The organism is Azospirillum sp. UENF 312511 (genome assembly GCF_058780635.1).
In genome coordinates, this window is record NZ_JBSNCG010000005.1 from 392,371 (window position 1) to 417,722 (window position 25,352).

Sequence of the window (25,352 nt, forward strand, 5' to 3'; positions counted from 1 at the left end):
CAGCAATGAAATACAGAGCGCTTCGCAGAAACAAATGCATCAAATTATGACGCGCTGTTCTCCTCGATGATGCGAATCGACGCAAATCGGGTGCCTCCTTTGCCGCTTTTATAAACTCATGCGCTGTCAACCACTGTGAAAAGGTGGTACTCTCGCGCAGGCTGTTCACTTTTTGGTGACCGCTTTCGGCTTAAGGTCGGGCGGTGCTGCGTATGGCGGGAGACGGATGATGGCGCGCAAGCGTGGTTCGAACGGCAACAACGTGAACGGGCGTTCCGACAAGACGCACAAGCCGTCCTCGTCGATGTTCGCGATGGCTCTCGAACCGCGCTTCATGTTCGACGCGGCGGGCGCCGTCACGGTTGCCGAGGTCCATCAGCAGCCCGATCAGCCCGCGCCGGGCGATCAGGGCGCCGCCAAGACGGCCGAGGCCGACAAGCTCGCCGATTGGGCCGCCAAGGAGGCGAACGTTCCTGTGGCGGCACCCCCGGCCGCCTCCGCTCCGCCGCATGCCGAACCTGCGGCGGTGACGGCGCAACCCGCCCAGGTTCAGGGGACGGTCCGGTCGGTGGTGTTCGTCGACACCAGCGTGAACGACTACCAGACGCTGATCAAGGACATCGCCCCCGACGCCAAGGTCGTCCTGCTCGACTCCCAGCAGGAGGCGCTTGGCCAGATGGCGAATGCGCTCTCCGGGATGTCCGGCCTGGATTCCATCCATGTCGTCAGCCACGGCAACGAAGGCCACCTTTATATTGCCGGTCGCGCCTATTGGGCGGACGGACTGGCGAACCGCGGGCAGGATCTCCAGGCGATCGGCGCTGCGCTGAAGCCCGGTGGCGACCTTCTTTTCTACGCCTGCAACGTCGGCGCCGGACAGGCGGGGCAGGAGTTCGTTCAGACGGTCCACCGGCTCACCGGAGCCGACGTGGCGGTGTCCAACGATCAGACCGGCAGCGCCCCAGGGCAGAACTGGACGCTGGAGGTCCAAAGCGGGTCCATCGAGGCCGCGATTCCCTTTGCCCTATCGTCCATGGAGACCTTCAGCGGCCGGTTGGGAACCGTGGTCGTCACTTCGGCGACCGGAACGGCGGCGGGATCGTTGAACCACGCGATCGCGAACGCGGCCGCCGGGGACGTGATCGAGTTCAGTTCGGCGCTGATCTCCAGCAAGATTTCCCTGGGCGTCACGACAACCGTCCTGACGGCGCCGAATCAGAGCTTCACGATCAACGGCGACGTGAACGGCGACGGTATCGCCGACATCACGATCTCCGGCGCTTCCAGCGGCAACGTGCCCACGACGACGGACTACCGGGGCATTCTCTTCAATTCGTCCGGCAATACGCTGACGGTCAAGAACGTCATCATGGAGCGCTTTTATTCGGCATCCGCTCTGCAGGGCGCGCTGACGCTGCAGAACGGGTCGCTCGTAGTGGATGGCGTGACCTTCAAGGACAACCTGAACAACGCCATCGCCACGACCACCGCGGCCACATCCCTGACGATCAGGAACTCGGTTTTCCGTGACAATGCCAGTGTGGTGACCGGTACGGCTGGCTTCGCGGTCGTTCGAGCGCAGGTGACCGGAACGCTGACGATCGAGAACAGTCTGTTTGCAGACAACAACTACGTCATGAACATGGGCTCGAGTTCGGCTCTCTACCCGGGCTCCATTATTGTGCAATACCACAACACGGCTGCCTTCACGGTAAACATACGCAACGTCACCATTGTCAACAACAGCTACATCAACAATGATGCCGCCGCCGTCAGTGTCAAGACGGCGGGCATCGGCGTCTATTCCGGTGGTTCGGCGGGCACGGGGACGCTGAACGTTTACAACACGATCATCGCGGGGAACTCCGGCAATCTTGGCGGGACGAGTTTTGCCGACCCGAACGCCATCATTTACAACAGTGCCGGCGTCACCCTGAATCAAGGCAACAATTATCAGGGGGCCATAACCGGCAACGCGACCTTCGTCGACTCCACCAACGCCGATCACAGTCTGCGCGACTATCGTCCGGCATCGACCGCGACGACGTTCATCAACGCCGGCGACAGCAGCAACGCGAACCGCTACGGCGGCAGCTACGACATCCGCGGCATCGACCGCATCCGTGACGGTGCCCTCGACATCGGCGCCTACGAAGTGCATTGGAACGCGGGCGAGCCGTCGGTCGATCTGAACGGGGCCGGCGGCGGAAGCGACGAGTCCGTCAGCAGCGGCACTCCCAGTTCCGGCGTGCTCATCGCGCCCAACGCCACCCTGGCGCAGACGGACACCGACACGCGCCTGCTCGGCGCCACCATTACCTTGAGCGGCGTGGTCGACACCGGAAACGAAACGCTGACCCTCTCCACGGCGGATATCAGCACCGCCAGGATGTTCGGCATCGCGGTACTCGCCAACGACGGCGCCAGGATCACCCTGAGCGGTGCGGCTTCCGTGGCGAACTACCAGGCGGTGATCCGCCTGATCCAATACAAGAACTCCGCCGGCAGCTTCACCGCGGGTGCGCGCACCGCCACGGTCGTCGTCAACGATGGCGAAACGACCAGCACCGCGCGGACCAGCACCATCACCCTCGGCACCGTCGTCGACACCACGCCGCCGACCATCTCCAGCATCGCGGTGTCCGGTACGCCGGCGGCCAACGCATCCTCGGTCACCTACACGGTGACCTTCAGCGAAGGCGTGTCCGGCGTCGACTCCTCCGACTTCACGCTGGCGACGACCGGTACGGCCTCCGGCACGATCGGCACCGTCACCCAGGTATCGGCCAGCGTCTACACGGTTTCGATCACCGGCATCTCCGGCGCCGGAACGCTGGGGCTGAACTTGAAGGGCACCGGCACCGGCATCAAGGACACAGCGAACAACGACATCGCCGCGGGCTTCACCGGCGACACCCACACGGTGGATCAAGTGGCGCCGACCTTCGACGTCGCTGCCGCCACGTCCAGCATCACCGACACCGGCTTCACCCTGTCCGCCAGCCTCGACGAAGCGGGGACAGTCTATTACGTCCTCGTCGCCCACAACGCGACCGCTCCGACCGCCGCGGAAGTCGAGGCGGGCACGGCTTCCGGTGGCGGAGCGGCGCTGAAGTCCGGCAACCTCAGCGCGTCGTCGTCCCCGTTCGACGGCAGCGGATCGATCACCGGACTAACCGCCGGCACCGACTACGACCTTTATGTCGTGGCGAAGGACAGCGCCGGGAACCTCATGAGTGCGCCGGTCAAGGTCAGCGTCTCGACGACGGGTGGGGCCTCCAACGGCGCGCCGGTGAACAGCGTTGTGCCGAACGTGACGGGCACGGCGACGGTGGGCAACGCGCTGAGCGGCGGAACCGGCACCTGGAGTGATCCGGACGGTGACTCGCTGAGCTACACCTACCAGTGGTACCGGGCCGACGATGTCAACGGCACCAACGCCGCCTCGATCAGCGGGGCGACCAGCTCCAACTACATGCTGACCAGCTCCGACGCGCACAAATACCTGCGTGTGGCGGTGATCGCCAACGACGGCAACTCCAACACGACGACCGCCTATTCCGCTTACACGGCCATCCTGAACAGCGCGCCGGTGAACAGCGTGGCACCGAACGTGACGGGCACGGCGACGGTGGGCAACGCGCTGTCCACGACCAACGGCACCTGGAGCGACCCGGACGGCGACGGCCGGAGCTACAGCTACCAGTGGTACCGGGCTGACGACGTCAACGGCACCAACGCCGCCTCGATCAGCGGGGCGACCAGCTCCAACTACACGCTGGTGGCGGGCGATCTGAACAAGTACCTGCGGGTGGTGGTGACCGCCAACGATGGCAAGGGCGGCACGCAGACAGCAAGTTCGGGGTACTCGTCGCAGGTGGTGGCGGCGGGCAACGGCGCGCCGGTGAACAGCGTTGTGCCGAACGTGACGGGCACGGCGACGGTGGGCAACGCGCTGAGCGGCGGAACCGGCACCTGGAGTGATCCGGACGGTGACTCGCTGAGCTACACCTACCAGTGGTACCGGGCCGACGATGTCAACGGCACCAACGCCGCCTCGATCAGCGGGGCGACCAGCTCCAACTACATGCTGACCAGCTCCGACGCGCACAAATACCTGCGTGTGGCGGTGATCGCCAACGACGGCAACTCCAACACGACGACCGCCTATTCCGCTTACACGGCCATCCTGAACAGCGCGCCGGTGAACAGCGTGGCACCGAACGTGACGGGCACGGCGACGGTGGGCAACGCGCTGTCCACGACCAACGGCACCTGGAGCGACCCGGACGGCGACGGCCGGAGCTACAGCTACCAGTGGTACCGGGCTGACGACGTCAACGGCACCAACGCCGCCTCGATCAGCGGGGCGACCAGCTCCAACTACACGCTGGTGGCGGGCGATCTGAACAAGTACCTGCGGGTGGTGGTGACCGCCAACGATGGCAAGGGCGGCACGCAGACAGCAAGTTCGGGGTACTCGTCGCAGGTGGTGGCGGCGGGCAACGGCGCGCCGGTGAACAGCGTTGTGCCGAACGTGACGGGCACGGCGACGGTGGGCAACGCGCTGAGCGGCGGAACCGGCACCTGGAGTGATCCGGACGGTGACTCGCTGAGCTACACCTACCAGTGGTACCGGGCCGACGATGTCAACGGCACCAACGCCGCCTCGATCAGCGGGGCGACCAGCTCCAACTACACGCTGACCAGCTCCGACGCGCACAAGTACCTGCGCGTCGTGGTGACCGCTGACGATGGCAAGGGCGGCACGCAGACGGCGAGCTCGGGCTACACCGCCATCCTGAACAGCGCACCGGTGAACAGCGCGGTGCCGAACGTGACGGGCACGGCGACGGTGGGCAACGCGCTGTCCACGACCAACGGCACCTGGAGCGACCCGGACGGCGACGGCCGGAGCTACACCTACCAGTGGTACCGGGCCGACGACGTCAACGGCACCAACGCCGCCTCGATCAGCGGGGCGACCAGTTCCAACTACACGCTGACCAGCTCCGACGCGCACAAGTACCTGCGCGTCGTGGTGACCGCTGACGATGGCAAGGGCGGCACGCAGACGGCGAGCTCGGGCTACACCGCCATCCTGAACAGCGCACCGGTGAACAGCGCGGTGCCGAACGTGACGGGCACGGCGACGGTGGGCAACGCGCTGTCCACGACCAACGGCACCTGGAGCGACCCGGACGGCGACGGCCGGAGCTACACCTACCAGTGGTACCGGGCCGACGATGTCAACGGCACCAACGCCGCCTCGATCAGCGGGGCGACCAGCTCCAACTACACGCTGACCAGCTCCGACGCGCACAAGCACCTGCGCGTCGTGGTGACCGCTGACGATGGCAAGGGCGGCACGCAGACGGCGAGCTCGGGCTACACCGCCATCCTGAACAGCGCACCGGTGAACAGCGCGGTGCCGAACGTGACGGGCACGGCGACGGTGGGCAACGCGCTGTCCACGACCAACGGCACCTGGAGCGACCCGGACGGCGACGGCCGGAGCTACACCTACCAGTGGTACCGGGCCGACGATGTCAACGGCACCAACGCCGCCTCGATCAGCGGGGCGACCAGCTCCAACTACACGCTGACCAGCTCCGACGCGCACAAGCACCTGCGCGTCGTGGTGACCGCTGACGACGGCAAGGGCGGCACGCAGACGGCGAGCTCGGGCTACACCGCCATCCTGAACAGCGCACCGGTGAACAGCGCGGTGCCGAACGTGACGGGCACGGCGACGGTGGGCAACGCGCTGTCCACGACCAACGGCACCTGGAGCGACCCGGACGGCGACGGCCGGAGCTACACCTACCAGTGGTACCGGGCCGACGATGTCAACGGCACCAACGCCGCCTCGATCAGCGGGGCGACCAGCTCCAACTACACGCTGACCAGCTCCGACGCGCACAAGCACCTGCGCGTCGTGGTGACCGCTGACGATGGCAAGGGCGGCACGCAGACGGCGAGCTCGGGCTACACGGAAATCCTCAACCAGCGCTCCGGTGCTGAGCACGGACGAGCGCAGCCTGACCGCCATCGACGAAGACGCCACCGGCAACAACGGCGACACCGTGGCGGCCATACTGGCCTCCGCCGGCTCCGCCACCGATGTCGACGGCAACGCGCTGGGCATCGCGATCACCGGGACCGACACCAGCCACGGCACGTGGCAGTACAAGACCGGGGCCGGGAACTGGACCACCATCACCGGCGTCTCGGGCGCGTCGGCCTTGCTGCTCGCCAGCACCGACCGCGTGCGCTTCGTGCCGAACGCTGACTACAACGGATCGGTCACCGGCGGCGTCACTTTCAAGGCGTGGGATCAAACCTCCGGCACGGCGGGCACCACGGTCGGCAACGACACCACCGCGAACGGCGGGCAGGGAAGCGACCGTCAGTTCAGCGTCGCCAGCGCGACGGCGGGAATCGCCGTGACCGCGGTGAACGACGCCCCGGTGCTGACCGACACCGTCCTTACCCTGCCCAGCGTCGCCCAGGCCGCGGGTGCGCCCAGCGGTGCCGTCGGTGCCGCCGTATCGTCGCTGGTGGCGCTCGGCACCAACGTGTCCGATGTGGACAGCGGCGCCGTAACCGGCATCGCGCTGGTCGGCGTGGACACGTCGGAAGGCGGCACCTGGTACTACAGCACCAACGGCGGTGCCACCTGGACCGCGGTCGGCACGGTGAACGACAGCGGAAACGCGCTGCTGCTGCGCACGACGGATCGGCTCTACTACCAACCGACGGGCGCCAACGCGGGCATTCTCAACGCGGCGATCACTTTCCGCGCCTGGGACCAGACCAGCGGCACCGCCGGAACCAAGGTGGCGACCGCGGGCGGCGGTGGAATCTCCGCCTTCTCCGCAGGCATGGACACCGCCAGCCTCTCGATCACCCCGGCCACTCTGGCCAGCACCGTGACTCTCGCGGCCGCGTCGGACACGGGCAGCAGCAACTCGGACAACATCACCAAGGCGACCAGCGTCACCTTCGATGGCAGCGGCGCCAACGCCAACGCCAACACGACGGTGCGGCTCTACGCCAACGGCACGCTGGTGGCGACGACCACCGCCGACGCATCGGGCGCCTACAGCTTCACCGGCGTCGACGTGTCCGGCCTCAGCGGCGCGGTCGACTTCACCGTCCGTCAGGTCATCGCCGGGATGGAGAGCGCCAACTCCGCCGTCCGGACCGTCACCTTCGACCGCACGGCGCCGACCGTTGCCATCACCACGGTGACGGGCGACAACGTGCTGAACGCGGCGGAAAGCGCCGTGGCCCAGACGGTGGCCGGCACCACGACGGGCGTCGAGGATGGCCAGACGGTCACGGTGACGCTGAACGGCAAGACCTACAGCACGACGGTGACCAACAACGCCTGGAGCCTGTCCATCCCCTCCGGCGACCTGCTGGCGTTGACGGACGGCGGCACCTACACCGTCACCGCCGATCTGGCGGATGTGGCGGGCAACGCCGCGGTCCAGGCAACGCGCAGCGTCTCGGTCGACCGCACGCCGCCGACCCTGGCCATCGCGACGGTGGCGGGCGACAATGTGCTGAACGCGGCAGACAGCGCCGTGGGGCAGACGGTGTCGGGCGTGACGAACGGTGTCGAGAACGGCCAGACGGTCACGGTGACGCTGAACGGCAAGACCTACAGCACGACGGTGACCAACAACACCTGGAGCCTGACCGTCCCGTCCGGCGACCTGCTGGCGCTGACCGACGGCGCCAGCTACACCGTCACCGCCAGCCTCACCGACGCGGCGGGCAACCCCAGCCAGGCGACCCGCAGCCTGTCGGTGGACCGCACGCCGCCGTCGGTGGTCAGCGTCACGCCTCCTCCGGCGCGGACCTATCTGCCGGGCGAGACGGTCAGCTTCTTCGTCCAGCTCAGCGAGACGGTCGTCGTCAATGGCGGCAATCCGATCCTGGAACTCGCGGTCGGAAGCGACATCCGGAACGCCACCTACAACGCGGCTGGCAGCACTGGCACGCTGTTGCGCTTCGACTACGTCGTTCCGGTCGGCGACCGGGCGCCGCAGGGCATTTCCGTCCTCGGGCTGGCGCTGAACGGGTCGATCGTCACGGACCTCGCCCAGGGGCCGTTGCTGACCGCGCTGGCGGGCATCGGCGACACCAGCCAGGTGCGCATCGACACCCCGATCCCGGCGAAGCCGGTCGGGACGGCGCTGAGCGGCCTGTCCGACTCCGGCGTGTCGGCGACGGACCGGCTGACCAACGTGACGAGGCCGACCCTGTCCGGCACCGCCGAGGCGAACGCCACGGTGACCGTGCTGGTGGACGGCATCGCGGTGGGAACCACCGTGGCCGACGAGAACGGCTTCTGGGTCCATCGCCTCCAGACGCCTCTGACCGACGGGACGCACAACATCACCACCACGGCGACCAACCGGTTCGGCATCGTCAGCGATCCGTCGGATGCGCTGGCCGTGGTGATCGACACCGCGGTGCCGGTGGCGCCCGCCCCGTCGGTGACCAGCGCCACCGTCGCCGGTGTGGCGGCGGGCGAGCGGATTTCCGGCATCGCCAAGCCGTCCCTCGCCGGAACGACGGAAGCCGGCAGCACGGTCAACGTGCTGGTCGACGGCAGGGTCGCCGGAACGGCGGTCGCCGACACCAACGGCGCCTGGACCTTCCAGTTCACGGCGGCGCTGGCCGACGGCACGCACAGCGTCCAGGTGCAGGCCACCGACCGGGCTGGCAATGCCAGCAGCCTGTCGGCGGTCACCACCCTGACCATCGACACCACGCCTCCGGCCGCTCCGACCGTGGCGCTGAACACCACCGCCGGCAGCACGCCGGCCGTGCAGGGCACCGCCGAGGCAAACAGCCTGGTCACCGTGACGATCAACGGGCAGACGATCGGCACGGCGCGCGCCAGCGCGACCGGAACGTGGCAATTGGCCCTGGCCTCCGACCTGAGCGTCGGCAGCTATGTGATCGCGGCCAAGGCGAGCGATGCCGTCGGCAACACCGGCAACGCCAGCACGACCACCTATTCGGTGGCTCCGCCGCCGCCACCACCGGCCGTAGCGGCCTCCACCGGCAACACGACGACGGCGGCCTCCTCGTCCAACGTCACGGCCGCGACGTCCAGCGGGATCGGGACGACGCAGACGGTCGGCCCGACGCTGGGCACCGCGCCGACCCTGCCCGGCCTGCAGACGAGCAGCGACGCGGGCCGGGTCATCACCAGCTCGTCGATCGGCAGCGGAAACGGGGCCGGCAACGGGAACAGCAGCACGGACGCCGGGCGCTCGATCACCATCGGCAACATCGGCAACTCGACCAGCAGCGACGCCGGGCGTTCGATCACGATCTCCGCCATGGGCGGGGCTCCCTCCAGCGGCGGCACCGGCGGCTCGGCCGGCTCCGGAGTGAGCGGCGTCGTCAGCAGCGGTGGCGGCCTTGGCAGTGGTGGCCTGGGTGGTGGCCTGGGTGGCGGTGTCGGGGGTGGCGGCATCGGGGCCGGTTCGGGCTTGGGCGGCTCCGCTTCCGGGGGGCTCGGTGCCGGTGCCGGAATTGGCGGCGGTGCGTTCGGCGGAGCCTCGACGGGCGGCGGTCCGGGTGCTGGCCTCGGCACGGGCGGACCGGCAGCCGGCGCGACCGCGACGGGCGTCGGCACCGGCAATGGCAGCCCGAACGGCGCCGCCGGCGGCGCGCCGGGCGGCAGCATGGCCCCAGGTGGCTCCAGCAGCGCAACCGGCGGGCTTGGCAGCGCACCGGGCAATCGGGGCGGCGGCCAGACGGGACCCGGCTCCACGATCGAGAACGCGCCGGCCAACCGGCCGGGCGGCCAGGGTGGACCGCAAGGCCAGCCCCAGGGGCCAGCGCCGGGCCGAGGGCAGTCACCGGCCGGCGACGCGCCGGCGGGCGATCCGGGCATCGCTCCGGCCGGACCGGACGGGCAGGGGCAAGACCCCGGCCCGCGCGCCGACCTCGACGGGACTTCGCCGGCCCGCCCGGCCTTCTCCCGGCAGGTGGCTCAGATCCACGGCGCCGCCGATGCCCAGACCGCGGCGCTGCTCGCCGCCCTTACCTCGCACGTCCCTCCGGGAAGCCGGGCGGCCTAGCGCCGCCCGAGCCTCCCCCCGTCTTCCCCGCTTGAGCTTTTCTTTCCAAATGGATTGCCGACGAGAATGACCCGGTTCGCTTCCTCCCTCCGGCCGCGGGGTAACAAGGCCCGCGCGTCCTTCGCCCTGGCCGCCGCCGCGCTGCTCGCCAGCGGATGTTCCATCAGCCCGAAGCCTCTGACCGACGATGAGAACGTGTCCCGCCTGCGCCAGGACATGTCGGTGATCATGGCGCCGCAGGAGCCGATCACCGGTCCGGTGTCGATGCACGAGGCGATGGCACGGGCCATCAAGTACAACCTCGACGAACGCGTGAAGCTGATGGAGATGGCGGTCGCCAACCAGCAGCTCGACCTGTCGCGGTTCGACATGCTGCCGCGTCTCGTGGCGGGGGCCGGCTATACCGGGCGCAACAACGAATCCGGGTCGGAAAGCCTCAACCTCGCCACTGGCCGCCGCACCGGCGAGAGCACCACGGCCACGGACCGATACCGCCGGACCGCCGACCTGGGCTTCACCTGGAACATTCTCGATTTCGGCGTCAGCTACCTGCGTGCCCGCCAAAACTCCAACCTCGTCCTGATCGCCGACGAGCGCCGCCGCCGCGTCGTCCAGGGCATTTTGCAGGACGTGCGCACCTCCTATTGGCGGGCGGTCGCGGCAGAGCGGCTGCTGAAGCGGATCGAGCCGCTGGAAAAGCGCATCGAGGCGGCGCGCAAGAACGCGAACGCCCTGGAGGCCCAGCGTGTCCAGTCCCCGCTGCAGACCCTGTCCTACCAGCGCGCTCTGGTCGACACGCTGCGCCAGCTCCAGACCCTGCGGCGCGAGCTGGTCGCCGCCAAGTCGCAGCTCGGCGCGCTGATGGGCCTGCCGCCGGGTGAGAGCTTCACCCTGCAGATGCCGCCGGACGTCACCGGCAAGGACGTCCCGGCGATCACGGCGTCGGTGGAATCCCTGGAGACCTATGCGCTCCTCAACCGCCCGGAGCTGCTGGAGGAGTCCTACAACGCCCGCATCACCGCCGACGAAACCCGCCGCGCCCTGCTGAAGCTGCTGCCGGGAATCGACCTGAACGCTGGCCTGCATTACGACAGCAACAGCTTCCTGCTGAACCAGCGCTGGGCCGATTACGGGGCGCGGGTGTCGTGGAACATCCTGTCGCTGGCCTCGGCCCCGGACACCCACGCCTTCTCCAAGGCGCAGGAGGAACTGGTCTCCTTCCGCCGTCAGGCCCTCAGCGTGGCGGTGCTGAGCCAGGTGCGCGTGGCGGTGGTGCAGTTCCGCGAACTGTCGCAGGAATTCTCGCTCAACGCCGATCAGGCGGCGATCGACCGCCGCATCCGGCAGCAGTATGTCAACAGCAGCACGGTCGGCCAGCAGGGCGACATGAGCGTGATCCAGGCCGAGGTATCGGAACTCGTCTCCGACCTGCGGCGCGATCTCGTCTACGCCGACCTGCAGAACGCCTACGCTCGCGTCATGGTGTCGGCGGGCGTCGATCCGATGCCGGAGGCCGTCCCGTCCCAGGATCTCGCGACCCTGCGTCAGGCGGTGTCCGACGGGCTGGGCGCCTGGCAGCAGAAGGCCGGCGGCACGGCGCGCCTCCAGGATCTGCTGGTCCCCTCCGCCGCGACCTCCGAAAAGGCTCCGGCGGACAAGGCTCCCGTCGAGAAGGCGGCCGAACCGACGACCGAACCAAAAGCCGCCCCGATGGCCGCGCGCAGCGAGGAACCGGTGGACCGCAAGGCGGCCGTGCCGGACCGCGTGACGGTGGCCGAGCTGCCGCAGCAACCGGCCGCCTCGATGACCGCTCCGATGACGATGTCCTACAGCCCGTCCACCCGGTCGGAGCCAGTCAGGATCTACGCGGTGCCGCTGGGCGCGCTGGCCCCGATGGGGCGTGCCTCCGCGCGTTGACGCCTTGGGGGCGGCGCGCCGTCGCCGTCCCCTTTCGGCTGTGCCGGTGCCCCGGCGCTGAAACAAATAAGCGTACCGGACCGCTTGCCGATCCTGGATCGTTGCGCTTCCGGAGCAAAGGGTGCAGAAAATCTCTGCCATGATGTGCCGCTTTCGCCCCTCACGCTTCCTCGCCGCGCTGTCTATCGCGCTGCTTCCTCTGCCGCTTGCCGCGGCCGACCCGGCGCCAGCCCCCGAAGGAGGTGTGCGCGCGCTGATCGAGGCGCGGCAGCACGCCGTGCTGTCCAGCGAGATCGCCGGACGCATCGGGCGGATGACCGTGGAGGCGGGGCAGTCCTTCAAGGCGGGACAGACGCTCGTCGCCTTCGATTGCAGCCTGTATCAGGCGACAGTCGATGCCGCCCGCGCCAACCTCCGCGCCGCCGAGGTGACGGTGCGGCAGAACCGCCGGCTGGAGCAGCTGAAGTCCATCGGCGGGGCCGAAGTCGAAATGGCCGAGGTCAAGGCCGAGGCCGCCCGCGCCGATCTGCGCAAGGCGGAGATCGAGGTCCGCCGCTGCGACGTGAAGGCGCCCTTCGACGGCAAGGTGGTGGAGCAGCGGATTCGCGAGCATGAGTCGGTCCCCGCCGGCACGGCTCTGCTGGAGATCCTGTCCGACCGCGATCTGCGGGTGGATCTGATCGTTCCGTCCTCCTGGCTGGTCTGGCTGAAACCCGGCCAGCGCTTCGAACTGCGCATCGACGAGACCGGCGAGGCCCTGGACGGTGAGGTCACCCTGACCGGCGCCCGCGTCGATCCGGTCAGCCAGTCGCTGAAGGTGACGGGCAAGCTGCAGGCCGACAAGCAGGGCAACGCCCCGAACCTCGTCGCCGGCATGAGCGGAACCGCCCGCTTCACCCCGTCGGAGGAGGCCAAAGGTGCCCGATGACGTCACATCCGTCCGGACGGAGGCGATCAACCCGCTGAACGGCCTCCTGCTTCTGCTGAACCTGCAGCAGGAGGCCCGGCAGGCGCAGAATCCGGAGGCGCTGCGCTTCTTCCTGGTGAACCAGACGCGGCGCTTGATCGCCTATCAGCAGGCGGTCTTCCTGACAGTCGCGGCATCGGGCAAGGCGCGGCTCGAAGCCGTGTCCAACATCGCCGTTCCGGAGCGCGACGCCCCTTTCACCCGCTGGCTGGAGGCCTCGGCCTCGGCCATCGCCGCGGGGGCGGAGGCGCGCAACCTGCACAGCGTCGCTCCCACGGAGGTGCCGCCCGCGCTGGCGCGTGACTGGGGCCAGTGGGGACCGGCGCAGGCGCTCTGGGTACCCCTGCCGGCGCCGGACGGCACCGTCACGGCGGTGTTGTGGCTCGTCCGCGACACCGCGTGGGCGGAGGGGGAGAAGATTCTCCTCGGCCAGCTGTCCGGCGGGTACGGGCACGCCTGGTGGGCGCTGACCCAAGCCGGACGCCGCTCCGGGCTGCGGGCGCGCAAGGGGCTGTGGGCGGTGGCGGTGGCGGCGGTCCTGGCGGGGGTTCTCGCCATCCCGGTGCCGCAATCGACGCTGGCCCCGGCGGAGGTGGCGCCGCGCGACCCGCTGATCGTCAGCGCGCCGCTGGAAGGCGTGATCGAACGCTTCCACGTCCAGCCGAACGAGCCGGTGACCACCGGCCAGCCTCTGTTCAGCTTCGAATCGTCGATTCTGAGGAGCCGCCTGGAGGTGGCGCGCAAGGCGCTGGCCTCGGCGGAAGCGGAACTGCTGACCGCCTCCCAGGGAGCCTTCGCCGACCCGCAGAGCAAGGCGCGCATCGCCCAGTTGAAGGCCCAGGTGGAACTGCGCCGGGCGGAGATGGACTTCGCACGCGACCTGATGGAGCGCGTCACCGTGAAGGCGGAGCGGATCGGCATCGCGGTCTTCGCCGATGCCAACGACTGGCTGGGCAAGCCGGTGGCGGTGGGTGAGCGCATCCTGACCCTGGCCGATCCGCAGGCCGCGGAGGTGGACGTGCACGTCCCTGTCAACGACGCGATCGTGCTCCAGGAGGGGGCGGAGGTCAGCCTCTATCTGAACGTCGATCCCCTGCGGCCACTGCGCGCCACGGTGTCCCACGCCAGCTACGAACCGGGGCTGACCCCGGGCGGGGTCCTGGCCTACCGCGTCCGCGCCGATCTGGCGCCGGACCAGCCGACGCCGCGCATCGGGCTGCGCGGGACCGCCAAGATCCAGGGGGAGCGGGTGCCGCTGGCCTTCTACCTGTTCCGCCGCCCGCTGGCGGCGTTGCGTCAGACCGTGGGGCTCTAAACCATGGGCGCCGCCATCGGCATGACGACGGGTCCAGCGGCCGTCACGCCGGTGGATCCAATGGACAGCGTGCGGCTGCCGCCGCTGCGCGAGGAGCTTCATCTGCTCCCCGCCCCGCCGGCGGTGGACGGCTCGCCCTGCTGGACGATTCACGATCCGGTGCGCAACCGCTATTTCCGCATCGGCCACGGCGCCTTCGAGGTCATCGCCCGCTGGCATCACGGATCGCCCCGCGCCATCGCCGCCGCTGTGGCCGCCGAAACGGTCCTGCAGCCGGAGGCGGAGGATGTGATCGCCCTCTACAAGTTCCTCGCCGCCAACAACCTGACCCAGGGCGCCGACGTCGATTTCCTGGCGAAGCAGACGGCGGCGCGCCGCACGTCCTGGTGGATGTGGCTGCTGCACAACTACCTGTTCTTCCGCATCCCGCTGGTCCGGCCCGACGCCTTTTTGGACGCCACGGTGCGCTATGTGGCGCCCTTCTACAGCCGCGGCTGGCTGTGGACGGTGATCGGCGCGGGGGTTCTCGGCCTCATCCTGGCGATGCGCCAGTGGGACAGCTTCGCCCACACCTTCCTGCATTTCTTCACGCTGGAGGGCATGGCGCTGTACGGCCTGACCCTGCTGGTGACGAAGACGCTGCACGAGCTGGGGCACGCCTACACCGCGAAACGCTTCGGCTGCCGGGTGCCGACCATGGGAGCGGCCTTCCTGGTGATGTGGCCGGTGCTCTACACCGACACCAGCGACGCGTGGCGGCTCGTCTCGCGCCGCGCCCGGCTGCACATCGCCGCGGCGGGCATGCTGACCGAGTTGGCGCTGGCCGCCTTCGCCACGCTGGCGTGGAGCTTCCTGCCCGACGGGCCGCTGCGCAGCGCCGCCTTCCTGGTGGCGACGGTGAGCTGGGTGACGACCCTGACCATCAACCTCAGCCCCTTCATGCGCTTCGACGGCTACTACCTGCTGGCCGACGCGCTGGACGTGCCGAATCTTCAGGACCGCGCCTTCGCGCTGGCCCGCTGGCGGTTGCGCGAGTGGCTGTTCGGCCTGGGCGAGGAGGTGCCGGAGCGGTTCGATCCGTGGATGCACCGGGTGCTGCTGGCGTACGCCTTCGCCACCTGGGTCTACCGGCTGGTGCTGTTCATCGGCATCGCGCTCCTGGTCTATCACTTCTTCATCAAGGCGCTGGGAATCGTGCTGTTCGCGGTCGAAGTCGGCTGGTTCATCCTGCGCCCCCTCTGCAACGAGGTGGCGGCCTGGTGGGAGCGGCGGGGCAGCCTGCGCCCCAACCGGAACCTTCTGATGACCCTGGGCGGCCTGACCGCGCTGGTCTGGCTGGCCTTCGTGCCGGTCACCGGAACCATCGCCGTACCGTCGGTGTGGCGGGCGGAGGGCTTCTCGACCCTGTTCGCTCCGGCCCCGTCCCGAATCGTGGAGGTGCTGGTCCAGCCCGGCCAGCGCGTGGCGGCGGGCGACCTGCTGTTCCGCCTGGAGGCGCCGGAACTGACCAGCAGGCTGCAGCAGTCGGAGCTGCGCATTGCGCTGGCCCAGGACCGCATCGACCGCATGCTGGCCGCCCGCGACGGGCTGGACCGGGTGCGCGTGATGGAGGAGGATCTGGCCGCTGGGCTGGCCGACCGGCAGGGCCTGCTGGACAGCTTGGCGCGGCTGGAGATCCGCGCGCCCATCGCCGGCAAAGTGGTGGATGTGGCCGACTCGCTGCGCCCCGGCCGCTGGGTGGGACCGTCCCTGGCGCTGGGCCAGATCGTCGTCGACGGTGGCGGGGAACTGGTCGGCTATGTGGCCGAGAACGACCTCATCCGCGTCGCAGTGGGGGCAGGAGCGGTGTTCCACGCCGACGATCCGTTGCGCCCCCGCATGGAAGCGCGGGTGACGGCGGTGGACCGGGTCAGTGTGAAGGGGCTGGACATTCCTGCCCTGGCCTCGACCCACGGCGGTCCGATCGCGGTGGAGAGCCAAGCCGGACCATCGATGGGGCGTACGAACGCCGAAGCCGCGCGTGCCAACCTGAAGCCGATGGAAGCGGTGTACCGGGTGACCCTGGCGCCGCTGGACCGGACGCAGGCGGGACCCGCCCACCAGATGCGCGGCGTGGCCCGTGTGGACGGCGAGGCGCGCAGTCTGGCCGACCGCTTCTGGCGCACCGCGCTGGCCGTGCTGATCCGCGAAACCGGGTTCTGACGAGACGATTGCCCATCAGGGAGCGATTGCCCATCGCCCGTTGGCCATTTTGCAAAAGGTCAGTCTGTAGGGCTGGACGGTTCGCCGGATGAAATTGGCTTGAACGTCTCCGCAGGGCGCGCCGTCGCGCTCGTGGATCTTCTCCACGACCACATCGCCGCGCACCCCGGTCTTCGGATTGTTCCATTCGGTGCGTCGCCCCGCTTCCATCGGGGTCAGGGCGTCGCTGAGCGCCTTGCGGAACAGGTCCCAATCCTCGTCCGTCAAATCCACCCCGCCGCGTCCGCCAAGGAAAAGGCCGAACTGCGCCTGCGCCGGGGTGGCGACGCCCAGCGTCGCGACCAGCGCGGCGGCGTAAAGCCCGAAGGCAAGGGACGGGATGGGCAACAGGCGCATGCGGCGGCTCCTTATGACCGTTATGACCGTTTTCGAATCCGGGCATTTTAGGAATGATTGATGATGGCCGCATGTGAAGACAGGTCACGAACCGGGGTGTTACGGTAACATACGCTTCACCCATCGACGGGCGGCGGCCTCCGGCCGTTTTCATGCTCTGTTCCATGCTCCGGCCATGCTCCGGCCATGCTCCAAAGTCAGGTTCACGGTGCGCGTTCCGTCGCGGGGCCGTCCGATAGGCAACGGTAACGTACTGGCTTCTTGATCGAGGGGCAGACGAGCGTTTCCCATTGTCGGTCCCCGTCATCGGCGCGGACTTTTCCGCCCGATGGGCACCGCTCCGTCGCTCTCCGGCAGGATGGCCCCTATGAACGAAGATTCGGGGACGCGCCGCAGGTTGGCCCGGTGGTCAGCCCTTGCCCTGTTTGCCGTCCTGCTGTTTGCCGCCTCGCCGTCCGGATGGGCCGTGGCGCAGACGCCCGATGCCCACGCGCCTGCGGCCGGCGGGCCGGCGACGGCGCTGGAGGTGTATGCCGAGCGGCTGGAGGCGGTCGCCGCCACCTATCCACAGCTTCCCACCATCCTGTCGGACGCCTTCGCCCGCCCCAACGGGCGGGAGGCGGCGGTGAACCCGCTGCGCCTGCTGCGCGGCCTGCTCATCCTCTTCGCGGCGGGGACGGCGGCGCTGCTGCTGACGCGCCGGGTCCTGGCGGGGCCGGTCCGCAAGCTGGAGGTGGACGATGGGGCGCCGCTGCTGACCGGTGCGCTGCGCTTCGTGCTGGGGTTGGTGCCGGTGGGCGCCTTCGCGCTCGGGGTGCTGGTCGTCTACGCGATCTTGCGGCCGCCGCATCCCGCGGCCCCGGCCGTCCTTCTGGCGGTGCTCCAGGCGGCGCTGACCGTTCTGCTGACCGACCGCCTGATCCGCTTCCTGTGCGCGCCGGACCATCCAGAGCAACGCTTGATCCCGTTGGAGGATACCGACGCGCGCACCCTTCACCGCACGGGCGTAGTCACCGTGACGTTGGCCGCGACGGTGCTCGGGCTGATCGATCTTCTGCTGGCGCTGGGGGTCGGCGGGAACGCCATCGTTGCCATCGGCCTGCCGCTGAGCACCGTGCCCTTCCTGTATCTGCTTTACCGCGTGTGGCGCGGGCGCGTGGCGGTGGCGCGGGCCATTGCCCGTCCGCTGGGCATGGCGGCGCAGGACCACCCCACGCTGGGTCTATGGGCGGTAGTGGCCTCGGTCTATCTCGTCGCCTTGTGGCTGGTCGTCGCGGCGGCGGCGGTGCGGCTGGAGCCGGCGACGGGGCCGCGGATGCTCGCCAGCCTGCTGGTGGCGCTGGCCGTGCCGGCCATCGCCCTGATGGCCCAGCGCCCGCTCGCCCGCTTCTACCGGGGGGAGGAGACGGAGGCGGGGAAGGCCGCGGTGGCGCGGGTGATGCGGGCGCTGTGGTTGGCCCTGTTCGTCGTCGGCGTCTTCGCCACCGCGGCCATCTGGGGATTCCGGGTGGAGCAGGCGACCGGAGCGACCGGCATCGCCCTGCGGTTGCTGTTCAACGTGACGGTCGTGATTCTGCTCGGCTACGTCGCCTGGACGATGGTGGTGCGCGCAATCGACCGGACGCTGGAGGAGGCCCGGCACGGCGGGACGTCGTCGCGCGGGCAGCGGCTGGCGACGCTGCTGCCACTGCTGCGCAAGTTCCTTCAGGTCGTGCTGGTCGCCATCGTCGTCATGATCGTCCTGTCCTCCCTGGGCATCGAGATCGGGCCGCTGCTCGCCGGGGCGGGAGTGGTCGGCATCGCCATCGGACTGGGCGCGCAATCGACCATCGCCGACATCCTGGCCGGCGTCTTCTTCCTGCTGGAGGACGCGTTCCACATGGGCGACTATGTGGAGGTCGGCAACCTGCGCGGCACGGTGGAAGGCATCTCCCTGCGCTCCTTGAAGCTGCGCCACCACCGCGGCGCGGTGCACACGCTGCCCTTCGGCCAGATCAAGGCGCTGACCAACTACAGCCGCGACTGGGCGCTGATGCGTCTGGAGTTCCGCGTTCCACCCGAGACCGACATGGGGCTGGTGAAGAAGCTGGTGAAGGAGGTCGGCAAGGAGCTGTCCGCCGACCCGGAGATGGGGCCGAGCTTCATCGAACCGCTGAAGTCCCAGGGCGTGCGGCGGGTGGAGGACGACGCGGCGATCATCGGCGTCAAGTTCATCACCAAGCCCAACGAGCAGTTCGTCATCCGGCGCGAGGCGTACCATCGCCTGATCCGCGCCTTCCAGGACCATGGCATCCATCTGGTCGGGCGCGGCGTGGTGGTGCGGGTGGACGATCCGGACGCCGCCAACCGGATCATCGGCTTCGCCGCCGCCCAGGCCATGAACGGCACCGGCAAGGAGAGCGGAGCCGCGGAGTGACGTCCGTCACGCCGCCGGCTTAACCGACAGCCACGCCGCGATGACGAAGGCGGGCAGGCGGCCGAGCGCCGCGTCGTCGCGCCCGGTCTCCTCCTGCCACGCCCGGTGGCGGTCCAGCGCGGTCCGCAGGGCGGTCGCGCGCTCCGCCACCGGGACGGCGGACAGGGCGGTGTCCAGGCTGGTCAGATAGGGCGGGAACTCGGCGTTGGGGCCGGCGAGGCCGCGCTCCGTCCCCTCGGGATCGAACCACACCTCGGCGGCGGCGGTGTCGGCGCTGGGCGGGACAACCATGCCGCCGACATAGCCGGTGGGCTGAACCACCTTCCATCCCTTGCGGCTCGGCCCGGTGGTCCAGCCGAGCGCGCGGGCGACCTCCATCGTCGCGGCGCGGGTCGGCGCCTGCCGGGTGATGCGGTCCAGAAGGTCGGTCAGGTCAGCGGCGGGCATCGGTGCGCTCCTTGGATAACCATCCGGCGATGAACCGATTGGATGGTCCTCAACGTACAACATCGGTGGCGGGCAGGGCGATGACAGCCTATCTGGGAAACGGCCCATCAGGCGAGAGGGAGCGGTGCGGAAAAGAATGACGGCCACCATCCTGGTGATTTTGATGACGCTGGTCCTGCTGCTGGCCGGTCCGGCCTTCGTGATCGCGTCGGGAACGGCGACGCTGGGGGTGGACTGGAGCCGGGCGGACCGCGCGTCCGTCGGCCTCGCCCCCGATCCCGCCACGACGCAAGAGGCGGTGGTGCAGGTCTACGCCGCCCGCGCCCTGTCCTGGCGCGGCGCCTTCGGCACGCACCCGTGGTTCGCGGTGAAGCCGGCGGGGGCGTCGGCCTACACCGTCTATGAGGTGATCGGCTGGCGGGTCTACCGCGGTCTGCCGGCGGTGGCGGTCAGCAACCGCGATCCGGACGGGCGCTGGTTCGGCTCCGCCCCCGCCGTGCTGGCCGAGTTGCGCGGCCCCGCCGCCGAGGCCGCCATCCCCAAGATCGCCGACGCCGCCCAGAGCTACCCCTACGCCGGGGAGTACCGCATCTGGCCCGGCCCCAACAGCAACACCTTTGCCGCCTGGGTAGGACGGGCGGTGCCGGAGCTGCGGCTCGACCTGCCCTCCACGGCGCTGGGCAAGGATTATCTGGGCACCGGCATGATCGCGCGGGCGCCCAGCGGCACGGGCTGGCAGGTCAGCCTGTTCGGCCTCGCCGGCCTGCTCCTGGCCAAGGAGGAAGGGTTCGAGGTGAACCTGCTCGGCATGACCTTCGGGGTCGATCCCTTCGACCTCGCGGTCAAGATCCCGGGCGTCGGGCGGTTGGCGCTGAACGCTCCCGCCCCGACGGCCCCGGCCGCCGAAAGCCCGCCGCCGGGCTGAGCCTCAGTTCTCCTCGGACGCCGACATGCCGGTGCCGGCGGGGCCGAGCGGCGGGTTGCCGCGCTTGAGGCCGAGCCGGGTCATGCAGTCCCACGCCTCCTCCGCCGTGTCGGCGATGTCGAACAGTTCCAGATCGCCGGCGCTGATCATGCCGTGATCGGCCAGGGCGCGGAAGTTCACCACCTCGTTCCAATAGTCGCGCCCGACGAAGACGATGGGCAGGCGGGACGCCTTGTTGGTGTTGCGCAGGTTCAGGATCTCGAAGGCTTCATCGAAGGTGCCGAAACCGCCGGGGAAGATCGCCAGCCCGTTGGCGCGCATCGCCAGATGCATTTTCCGGATGGCGAAATAATGGAAGCGGAAGGTCAGCTCCGGCGTGCTGTAGGGGTTGGGGTGCGGCTCCTGCGGCAGGCTGATGTTGAAGCCGATGCTCGGCGCCCCGGCCTCCTGCGCGCCGCGGTTGGCGGCCTCCATCAGGCCGGGACCGCCGCCGGTCGCGATGACGTTGTCGCGCTGGCCATCCTCGGTGGGCGCCAGGGCGCCGCCACGCTCCGACACGATGCGCCCGAAGGTCCGGGCCTCCTCGTACCAGGCCGCCTGCTTGGCCCGCCGCTCGGCCAGTTGCCGCTCCTCCGGCGTCCGGGCGTCGCGGAGAAGCTGTTCCGCCCGCTCGGGCGAGGGCACCCGCGCGCTGCCGTAGACCACGATGGTGGAGCGGATGCCCCAGGCCTTCAGCTCCGATTCCGGCTTGGCGTATTCGAGCATGAAGCGCACCCCGCGCATCGGCTCGCTCAACAGGAAATCGCGGTCCTCGAAGGCGATGCGGTAGGCGGCGGATTCGTGGTTCGGCTTGCTGTCCTTCATGCTGTGCTCCGGGTGGGGACGGGGAACGGCTTCTGGTCATGTGGGGTCGCGGGCGGTTCATTGCCCGGACTCAAAGGATTTGCATTCAAAGCAATTGTGCCGCAGACCGAAGGAAGGCGGAAGGGAAAGCGGTTGCGCGTCTTTCCATAAGCCTTGGCACTGCCCACATCATGGTTCAGGCGCGTCTGCGTCCAACCATCAGCGTCTTATCCGCGTCTGTTCGTAAGGGGTGACGTTGAGCAGCATCGAGCCGCCATGGCCATCGGATGAGCGCGCCCGGCTCGACCGGCTGAAGAGCTATGGTGTGCTGGACACGCCGCCGGAGGCGTCCTTCGACCGGCTGGTCCGGCTGGGCGCCCGCCATTTCCGCATGCCCATCGTGATGGTCAATCTGGTGGACGAGACGCGGCAATGGTCCAAGGCCGGCTATGGGCTGGATACGATGGTCCTTGAGCGCCGGATGTCCTTTTGCGCCCACACCATTCTCGACGATGCGGTGCTGGTCGTGTGCGACACGCGGGAGGACGAGCGCTTCGCCGACCATGAGCTGGTGGCCGGGCCTCCGCACCTGCGCTTCTATGCCGGGGCGCCGCTGATCGCGCCGGATGGGCTGCGCATCGGAACCTTCTCCCTGCTCGATCACAAGCCCCATCCGGAGTTCAGCGCGGAGGACGGGCGGGACCTGGAGGAGTTCGCCCGTCTCGCCATGCACGAGATGGAAACCCAGGCCGCCCACCGCGCCGCCCAGGCGGCCGAGGCGCTGCTGCGGGACAAGAACGCCCTGTTGGAAAGCCTTCTGGAGAGCGTTACCGACCCGATCTTCGCCAAGGACCGCGAGCGTCGGTTCACCCTGGTCAACTCCGCGACCACGCGCCTGTTGGGACGGACGCGGGAGGAGTTGGCGGGCCTGACCGACGAGGATCTGTTCCCACCGGAGGACGCTGCACGGCTCGACGACCTGTGCGGGCGGGTGATCGCCACCGGGCGAGAGGAGACGGTGGAGGAGGAGTTGCCCTTCCCGACGGAGGAGGGCAAACGCGTCCTGATGATCAGCGTGATGCCCCTGCGCGACGCCTGGGGGGCGGCCATCGGCGTCGTCGGGGTGGCCCGCGACATCACCGCCCGCAAGCGGGCGGAGGAGGCGCTGCGGTCGAGCGAGGCACGGTTCCGCACGCTGGTGGACAACACGCCGCTGCTCATGTGGATCAACCGCTCGGACGGCACCCCTGAATACTACAATGAGGAATTGCGCGCCTACACCGGCCAGGACCCGGACGTCATGTCCGCCTGGCAGGGGTTCCATCCGGACGACCGCCCCGCCTATCTGGAACTGAGGACGCGCTCGATCGCCGCGGGTTCGCCTTATCAGAGCAACATCCGGATGCGGCGCGCCGACGGGGCATGGCGTTGGCACCAGTGCCGCGTGGTGCCGGTGCGGGAAAGGGGCGCCATCGTCTCCTGGATCGGCACCGCGGTGGACATCCACGACATCCGGCGCGCCCAACAGGCGGCGGAGGAGGCCGACCGCTCCAAAGGCCGCTTCCTGGCAGCGGCCAGCCACGACCTGCGCCAGCCCATGCAATCGATCCTGCTGTTCGCCGGCGCGCTGGGGGCCCATGTCACCGGCGACGCCGGGCAGCGGGCGCTGGACCGGCTCCAGCAGGGGCTGGACACGCTGAAGGATCTGCTGGACAGCCTGCTCGACGTGTCGCGCCTCGACGCCGGGGTGGTGGCGCCGCAGATCGAGGAGTTTCCGGTCGCCGACCTGCTCGACCCGCTGTCCGCCGCCTATGCCCCGCTGGCCGAGGCCAAGGGGCTGGACTGGCGGATCGTGCCCTGCACTGGCACGGTGCGCAGCGATCGGGTTCTTCTGGGGCGGATGCTGCGCAATCTGGTCGACAACGCCATCCGCTACACCGACCGGGGCCGTGTGATGGTCGATTGCCGGCCCCAGGGAACGCGCCTGTGCGTCGAGGTGCACGACACCGGCCTGGGCATCCCGCCCGACCAGCGGGAGCGCATCTTCGAGGAGTTCCATCAGATCGGCAACCCGGAGCGCGACCGCGACCAGGGACTTGGCCTGGGGCTCGCCATCGTGCGACGGCTGTCGCGGCTGCTCGACCATCCGGTGGATCTGGTGTCGCGTCCGGAGCGCGGCTCGATCTTCTCGGTCAGCGTGCCGCTGGTCCGCCATGATGCGCCGCGTCCCACGCCTCCCGCCGCCCGGACAGCGCGGGCCGATGCCATGACGGCGACCGGGGGTGGGCGGCTGGCCGTGGTCGTGGAGGACGACGCCATCGTTCTGATGGGGCTGGCGGTGATGCTCGGCGAATGGGGGTTCGAGGTTCTGTGCGCCGGGAGCACCGGCGAAGCGCTGGAGCGCCTGCGCAGCGGCGGGCGGAGGCCCGACATCGTGCTGGCCGATTACCGGCTGCGCCAGGGCCGGGTCGGCACCGAGGCCATCCTGCGCATCCGCGACCTGTTCGGCGTCGACGTGCCGGGCCTCATCGTCACCGGGGAGATCGGACCGGAACCGCAGCGCGACGCAGCGCGGCACGGTCTCGGCCTGATGCACAAGCCGGTGACTCCGCGTCTTCTCGAAGCCGCGTTGGCCCGTCATCTTGGAGCCATCGGGCCGGCTTGAGCGTTGCTATCACCAGCGGCGCCGATGGCGCCGCGCCGTGCGAGGGTTATGGAGGAGACAACAGAGTGCCATCCCTGTCGAAAGGCCTTGCCATGGTCGCCGTCGCGGCGGCGCTCGCCGGGTGCCAGTTCCCCGGCTTCCAATCGCCGCAGCAGACGGCCACCCTGCCGCCCCCCACCGTGCCGAAGCCGCCGCCCGAGGAGCGCGGAATCTGGATCGTCGGCAGCCCGTCCATGCGGGGGGCGGTCGGCACCGCGGCCAGCCGCTTCAACAGCACGCCCGACACCCAGCCGCGCCTCGTCGCCGAGGGCACCAACAGCGGATTCCGCAGCTTCTGCGCCGGGGTGGGGCTGGAGCATCCCGACATGGTGGTCTCCGATCGCCGCATCGGGGCCGAGGAACAGAAGCGCTGCCGGGCCAAGGGCATCACAATGACCGAGTACGAGCTTGGTCCCAAGCAGTTCGTTTATGTCAAGGACGCCCACATGATGACCATACCCGGCGTGCGCGACTTCACGGACAGTTGGGGCGTGAAGGGCAAGCCGGTACGCGGGGCCTGATCAGCGGGCAGCGCCAGCGTCGGCCGCGGCCTGCTTGCGGAAGAAATCCACCCCCATCTGGATGCTGCGCCCGATGTTGGCGGCGCGATCCTCGAAGAAGGCGGCGGCCTCGGGCGTGCAGACCTCGGCCGTCGTCTCGCGGAACAGCTCCAGCCAGCGCTCGAAATGCGCCGGCCCGATGTCGAAGCGGACATGGGCGGGCAGGGGCCGCCCGTCGTAACGGTGGGTCAGCAGGGCGACCGAGGACCAGAAGTCGATCATCTTCAGAAGATGCGGCTCCCAGTCGGTGATCGCCGCGCCGAACACCGGGCCGAGCAGGGCGTCGTCGCGAATCTTGCCGTAGAAGGTGCGGACGAGGGCTTCGATCATCGCCTCGTCGATGCCGGTCTTGGCGACCCGCTCGGCGATGGTGGCGGACTGGGGGGTGGGAACAGTGGTCTGGTCCAAGGCGGTGGGGTCCTGAAAAAAACATGAGGCGAACAAGACCCGGCACTATACCCGTCCCGGCGGCACACCGCCACCCGTGCGACGCGATTGACAGAGATGATGACGTCTGCTCTTGAACCCCTCTCCCGGGGCGGGAGAGG

Annotated in this window: 14 protein-coding genes; 10 read left to right on the forward strand and 4 right to left on the reverse strand. The window is 69.2% G+C overall.

The window, feature by feature from the left end; genetic code table 11:
- The first annotated feature begins 229 nt into the window (after window positions 1-229).
- From ACWPN7_RS30375 to ACWPN7_RS30400, 6 genes are all read left to right on the forward strand, one after another.
- Window positions 230-6,292, forward strand: a complete 6,063-nt coding sequence (locus tag ACWPN7_RS30375) for a DUF4347 domain-containing protein (protein ID WP_492273652.1) — start codon at window positions 230-232, stop codon at window positions 6,290-6,292.
- 592 nt (window positions 6,293-6,884) lie between these two features.
- A complete protein-coding gene (locus tag ACWPN7_RS30380) occupies window positions 6,885-10,112 on the forward strand; it encodes an Ig-like domain-containing protein (protein WP_492273743.1) in 3,228 nt (1,075 codons plus the stop codon).
- Window positions 10,113-10,178: 66 nt separating this feature from the next.
- Window positions 10,179-12,029 (forward strand): TolC family protein, encoded by a 1,851-nt coding sequence (locus ACWPN7_RS30385; protein WP_459197131.1) that lies wholly within the window; start codon window positions 10,179-10,181, stop codon window positions 12,027-12,029.
- A 139-nt stretch (window positions 12,030-12,168) separates the two neighbouring features.
- Window positions 12,169-12,957, forward strand: coding sequence for an efflux RND transporter periplasmic adaptor subunit (locus ACWPN7_RS30390; RefSeq protein ID WP_247874717.1), 789 nt, complete (start codon window positions 12,169-12,171; stop codon window positions 12,955-12,957).
- Window positions 12,947-14,311, forward strand: a complete 1,365-nt coding sequence (locus tag ACWPN7_RS30395; protein ID WP_459197130.1) for an efflux RND transporter periplasmic adaptor subunit — start codon at window positions 12,947-12,949, stop codon at window positions 14,309-14,311. Before ACWPN7_RS30390 ends, ACWPN7_RS30395 begins: the two co-directional genes overlap by 11 nt.
- Window positions 14,312-14,314: 3 nt before the next feature.
- Window positions 14,315-16,513: a site-2 protease family protein gene (locus tag ACWPN7_RS30400; protein ID WP_492273653.1), complete on the forward strand. Its 2,199-nt coding sequence runs from the start codon at window positions 14,315-14,317 to the stop codon at window positions 16,511-16,513.
- A 15-nt stretch (window positions 16,514-16,528) separates the two neighbouring features.
- Here the strand turns inward: ACWPN7_RS30400 and ACWPN7_RS30405 are convergent, their stop codons facing one another.
- Entirely contained in the window at window positions 16,529-16,909 is a 381-nt protein-coding gene (locus ACWPN7_RS30405) for an RT0821/Lpp0805 family surface protein (RefSeq protein WP_040136568.1), read from the reverse strand.
- Window positions 16,910-17,276: 367 nt separating this feature from the next.
- Between ACWPN7_RS30405 and ACWPN7_RS30410 the strand changes: the two genes are divergently transcribed.
- Complete coding sequence (locus tag ACWPN7_RS30410; protein ID WP_459197128.1) at window positions 17,277-19,325, forward strand: mechanosensitive ion channel family protein; 2,049 nt, start codon at window positions 17,277-17,279, stop codon at window positions 19,323-19,325.
- Between the two features lie 6 nt (window positions 19,326-19,331).
- Here the strand turns inward: ACWPN7_RS30410 and ACWPN7_RS30415 are convergent, their stop codons facing one another.
- Complete coding sequence (locus ACWPN7_RS30415) at window positions 19,332-19,772, reverse strand: hypothetical protein (protein ID WP_459197127.1); 441 nt, start codon at window positions 19,770-19,772, stop codon at window positions 19,332-19,334.
- A 136-nt stretch (window positions 19,773-19,908) separates the two neighbouring features.
- Between ACWPN7_RS30415 and ACWPN7_RS30420 the strand changes: the two genes are divergently transcribed.
- Entirely contained in the window at window positions 19,909-20,697 is a 789-nt protein-coding gene (locus ACWPN7_RS30420; RefSeq protein WP_040136563.1) for a DUF3750 domain-containing protein, read from the forward strand.
- A gap of 3 nt (window positions 20,698-20,700) precedes the next feature.
- Here ACWPN7_RS30420 and ACWPN7_RS30425 read toward each other — a convergent pair whose 3' ends face one another.
- Window positions 20,701-21,561, reverse strand: a complete 861-nt coding sequence (locus tag ACWPN7_RS30425; protein WP_040136561.1) for an LOG family protein — start codon at window positions 21,559-21,561, stop codon at window positions 20,701-20,703.
- 229 nt (window positions 21,562-21,790) lie between these two features.
- Between ACWPN7_RS30425 and ACWPN7_RS30430 the strand changes: the two genes are divergently transcribed.
- Complete coding sequence (locus tag ACWPN7_RS30430; RefSeq protein WP_201042517.1) at window positions 21,791-24,205, forward strand: hybrid sensor histidine kinase/response regulator; 2,415 nt, start codon at window positions 21,791-21,793, stop codon at window positions 24,203-24,205.
- Between the two features lie 65 nt (window positions 24,206-24,270).
- The gene (locus tag ACWPN7_RS30435) at window positions 24,271-24,765 is read left to right on the forward strand and encodes a type 2 periplasmic-binding domain-containing protein (RefSeq protein ID WP_175428833.1); all 495 of its coding nucleotides are present in this window, start codon (window positions 24,271-24,273) and stop codon (window positions 24,763-24,765) included.
- Here ACWPN7_RS30435 and ACWPN7_RS30440 read toward each other — a convergent pair whose 3' ends face one another.
- Window positions 24,766-25,212: a group III truncated hemoglobin gene (locus tag ACWPN7_RS30440; RefSeq protein WP_040137233.1), complete on the reverse strand. Its 447-nt coding sequence runs from the start codon at window positions 25,210-25,212 to the stop codon at window positions 24,766-24,768.
- Between the last annotated feature and the right edge of the window lie 140 nt (window positions 25,213-25,352).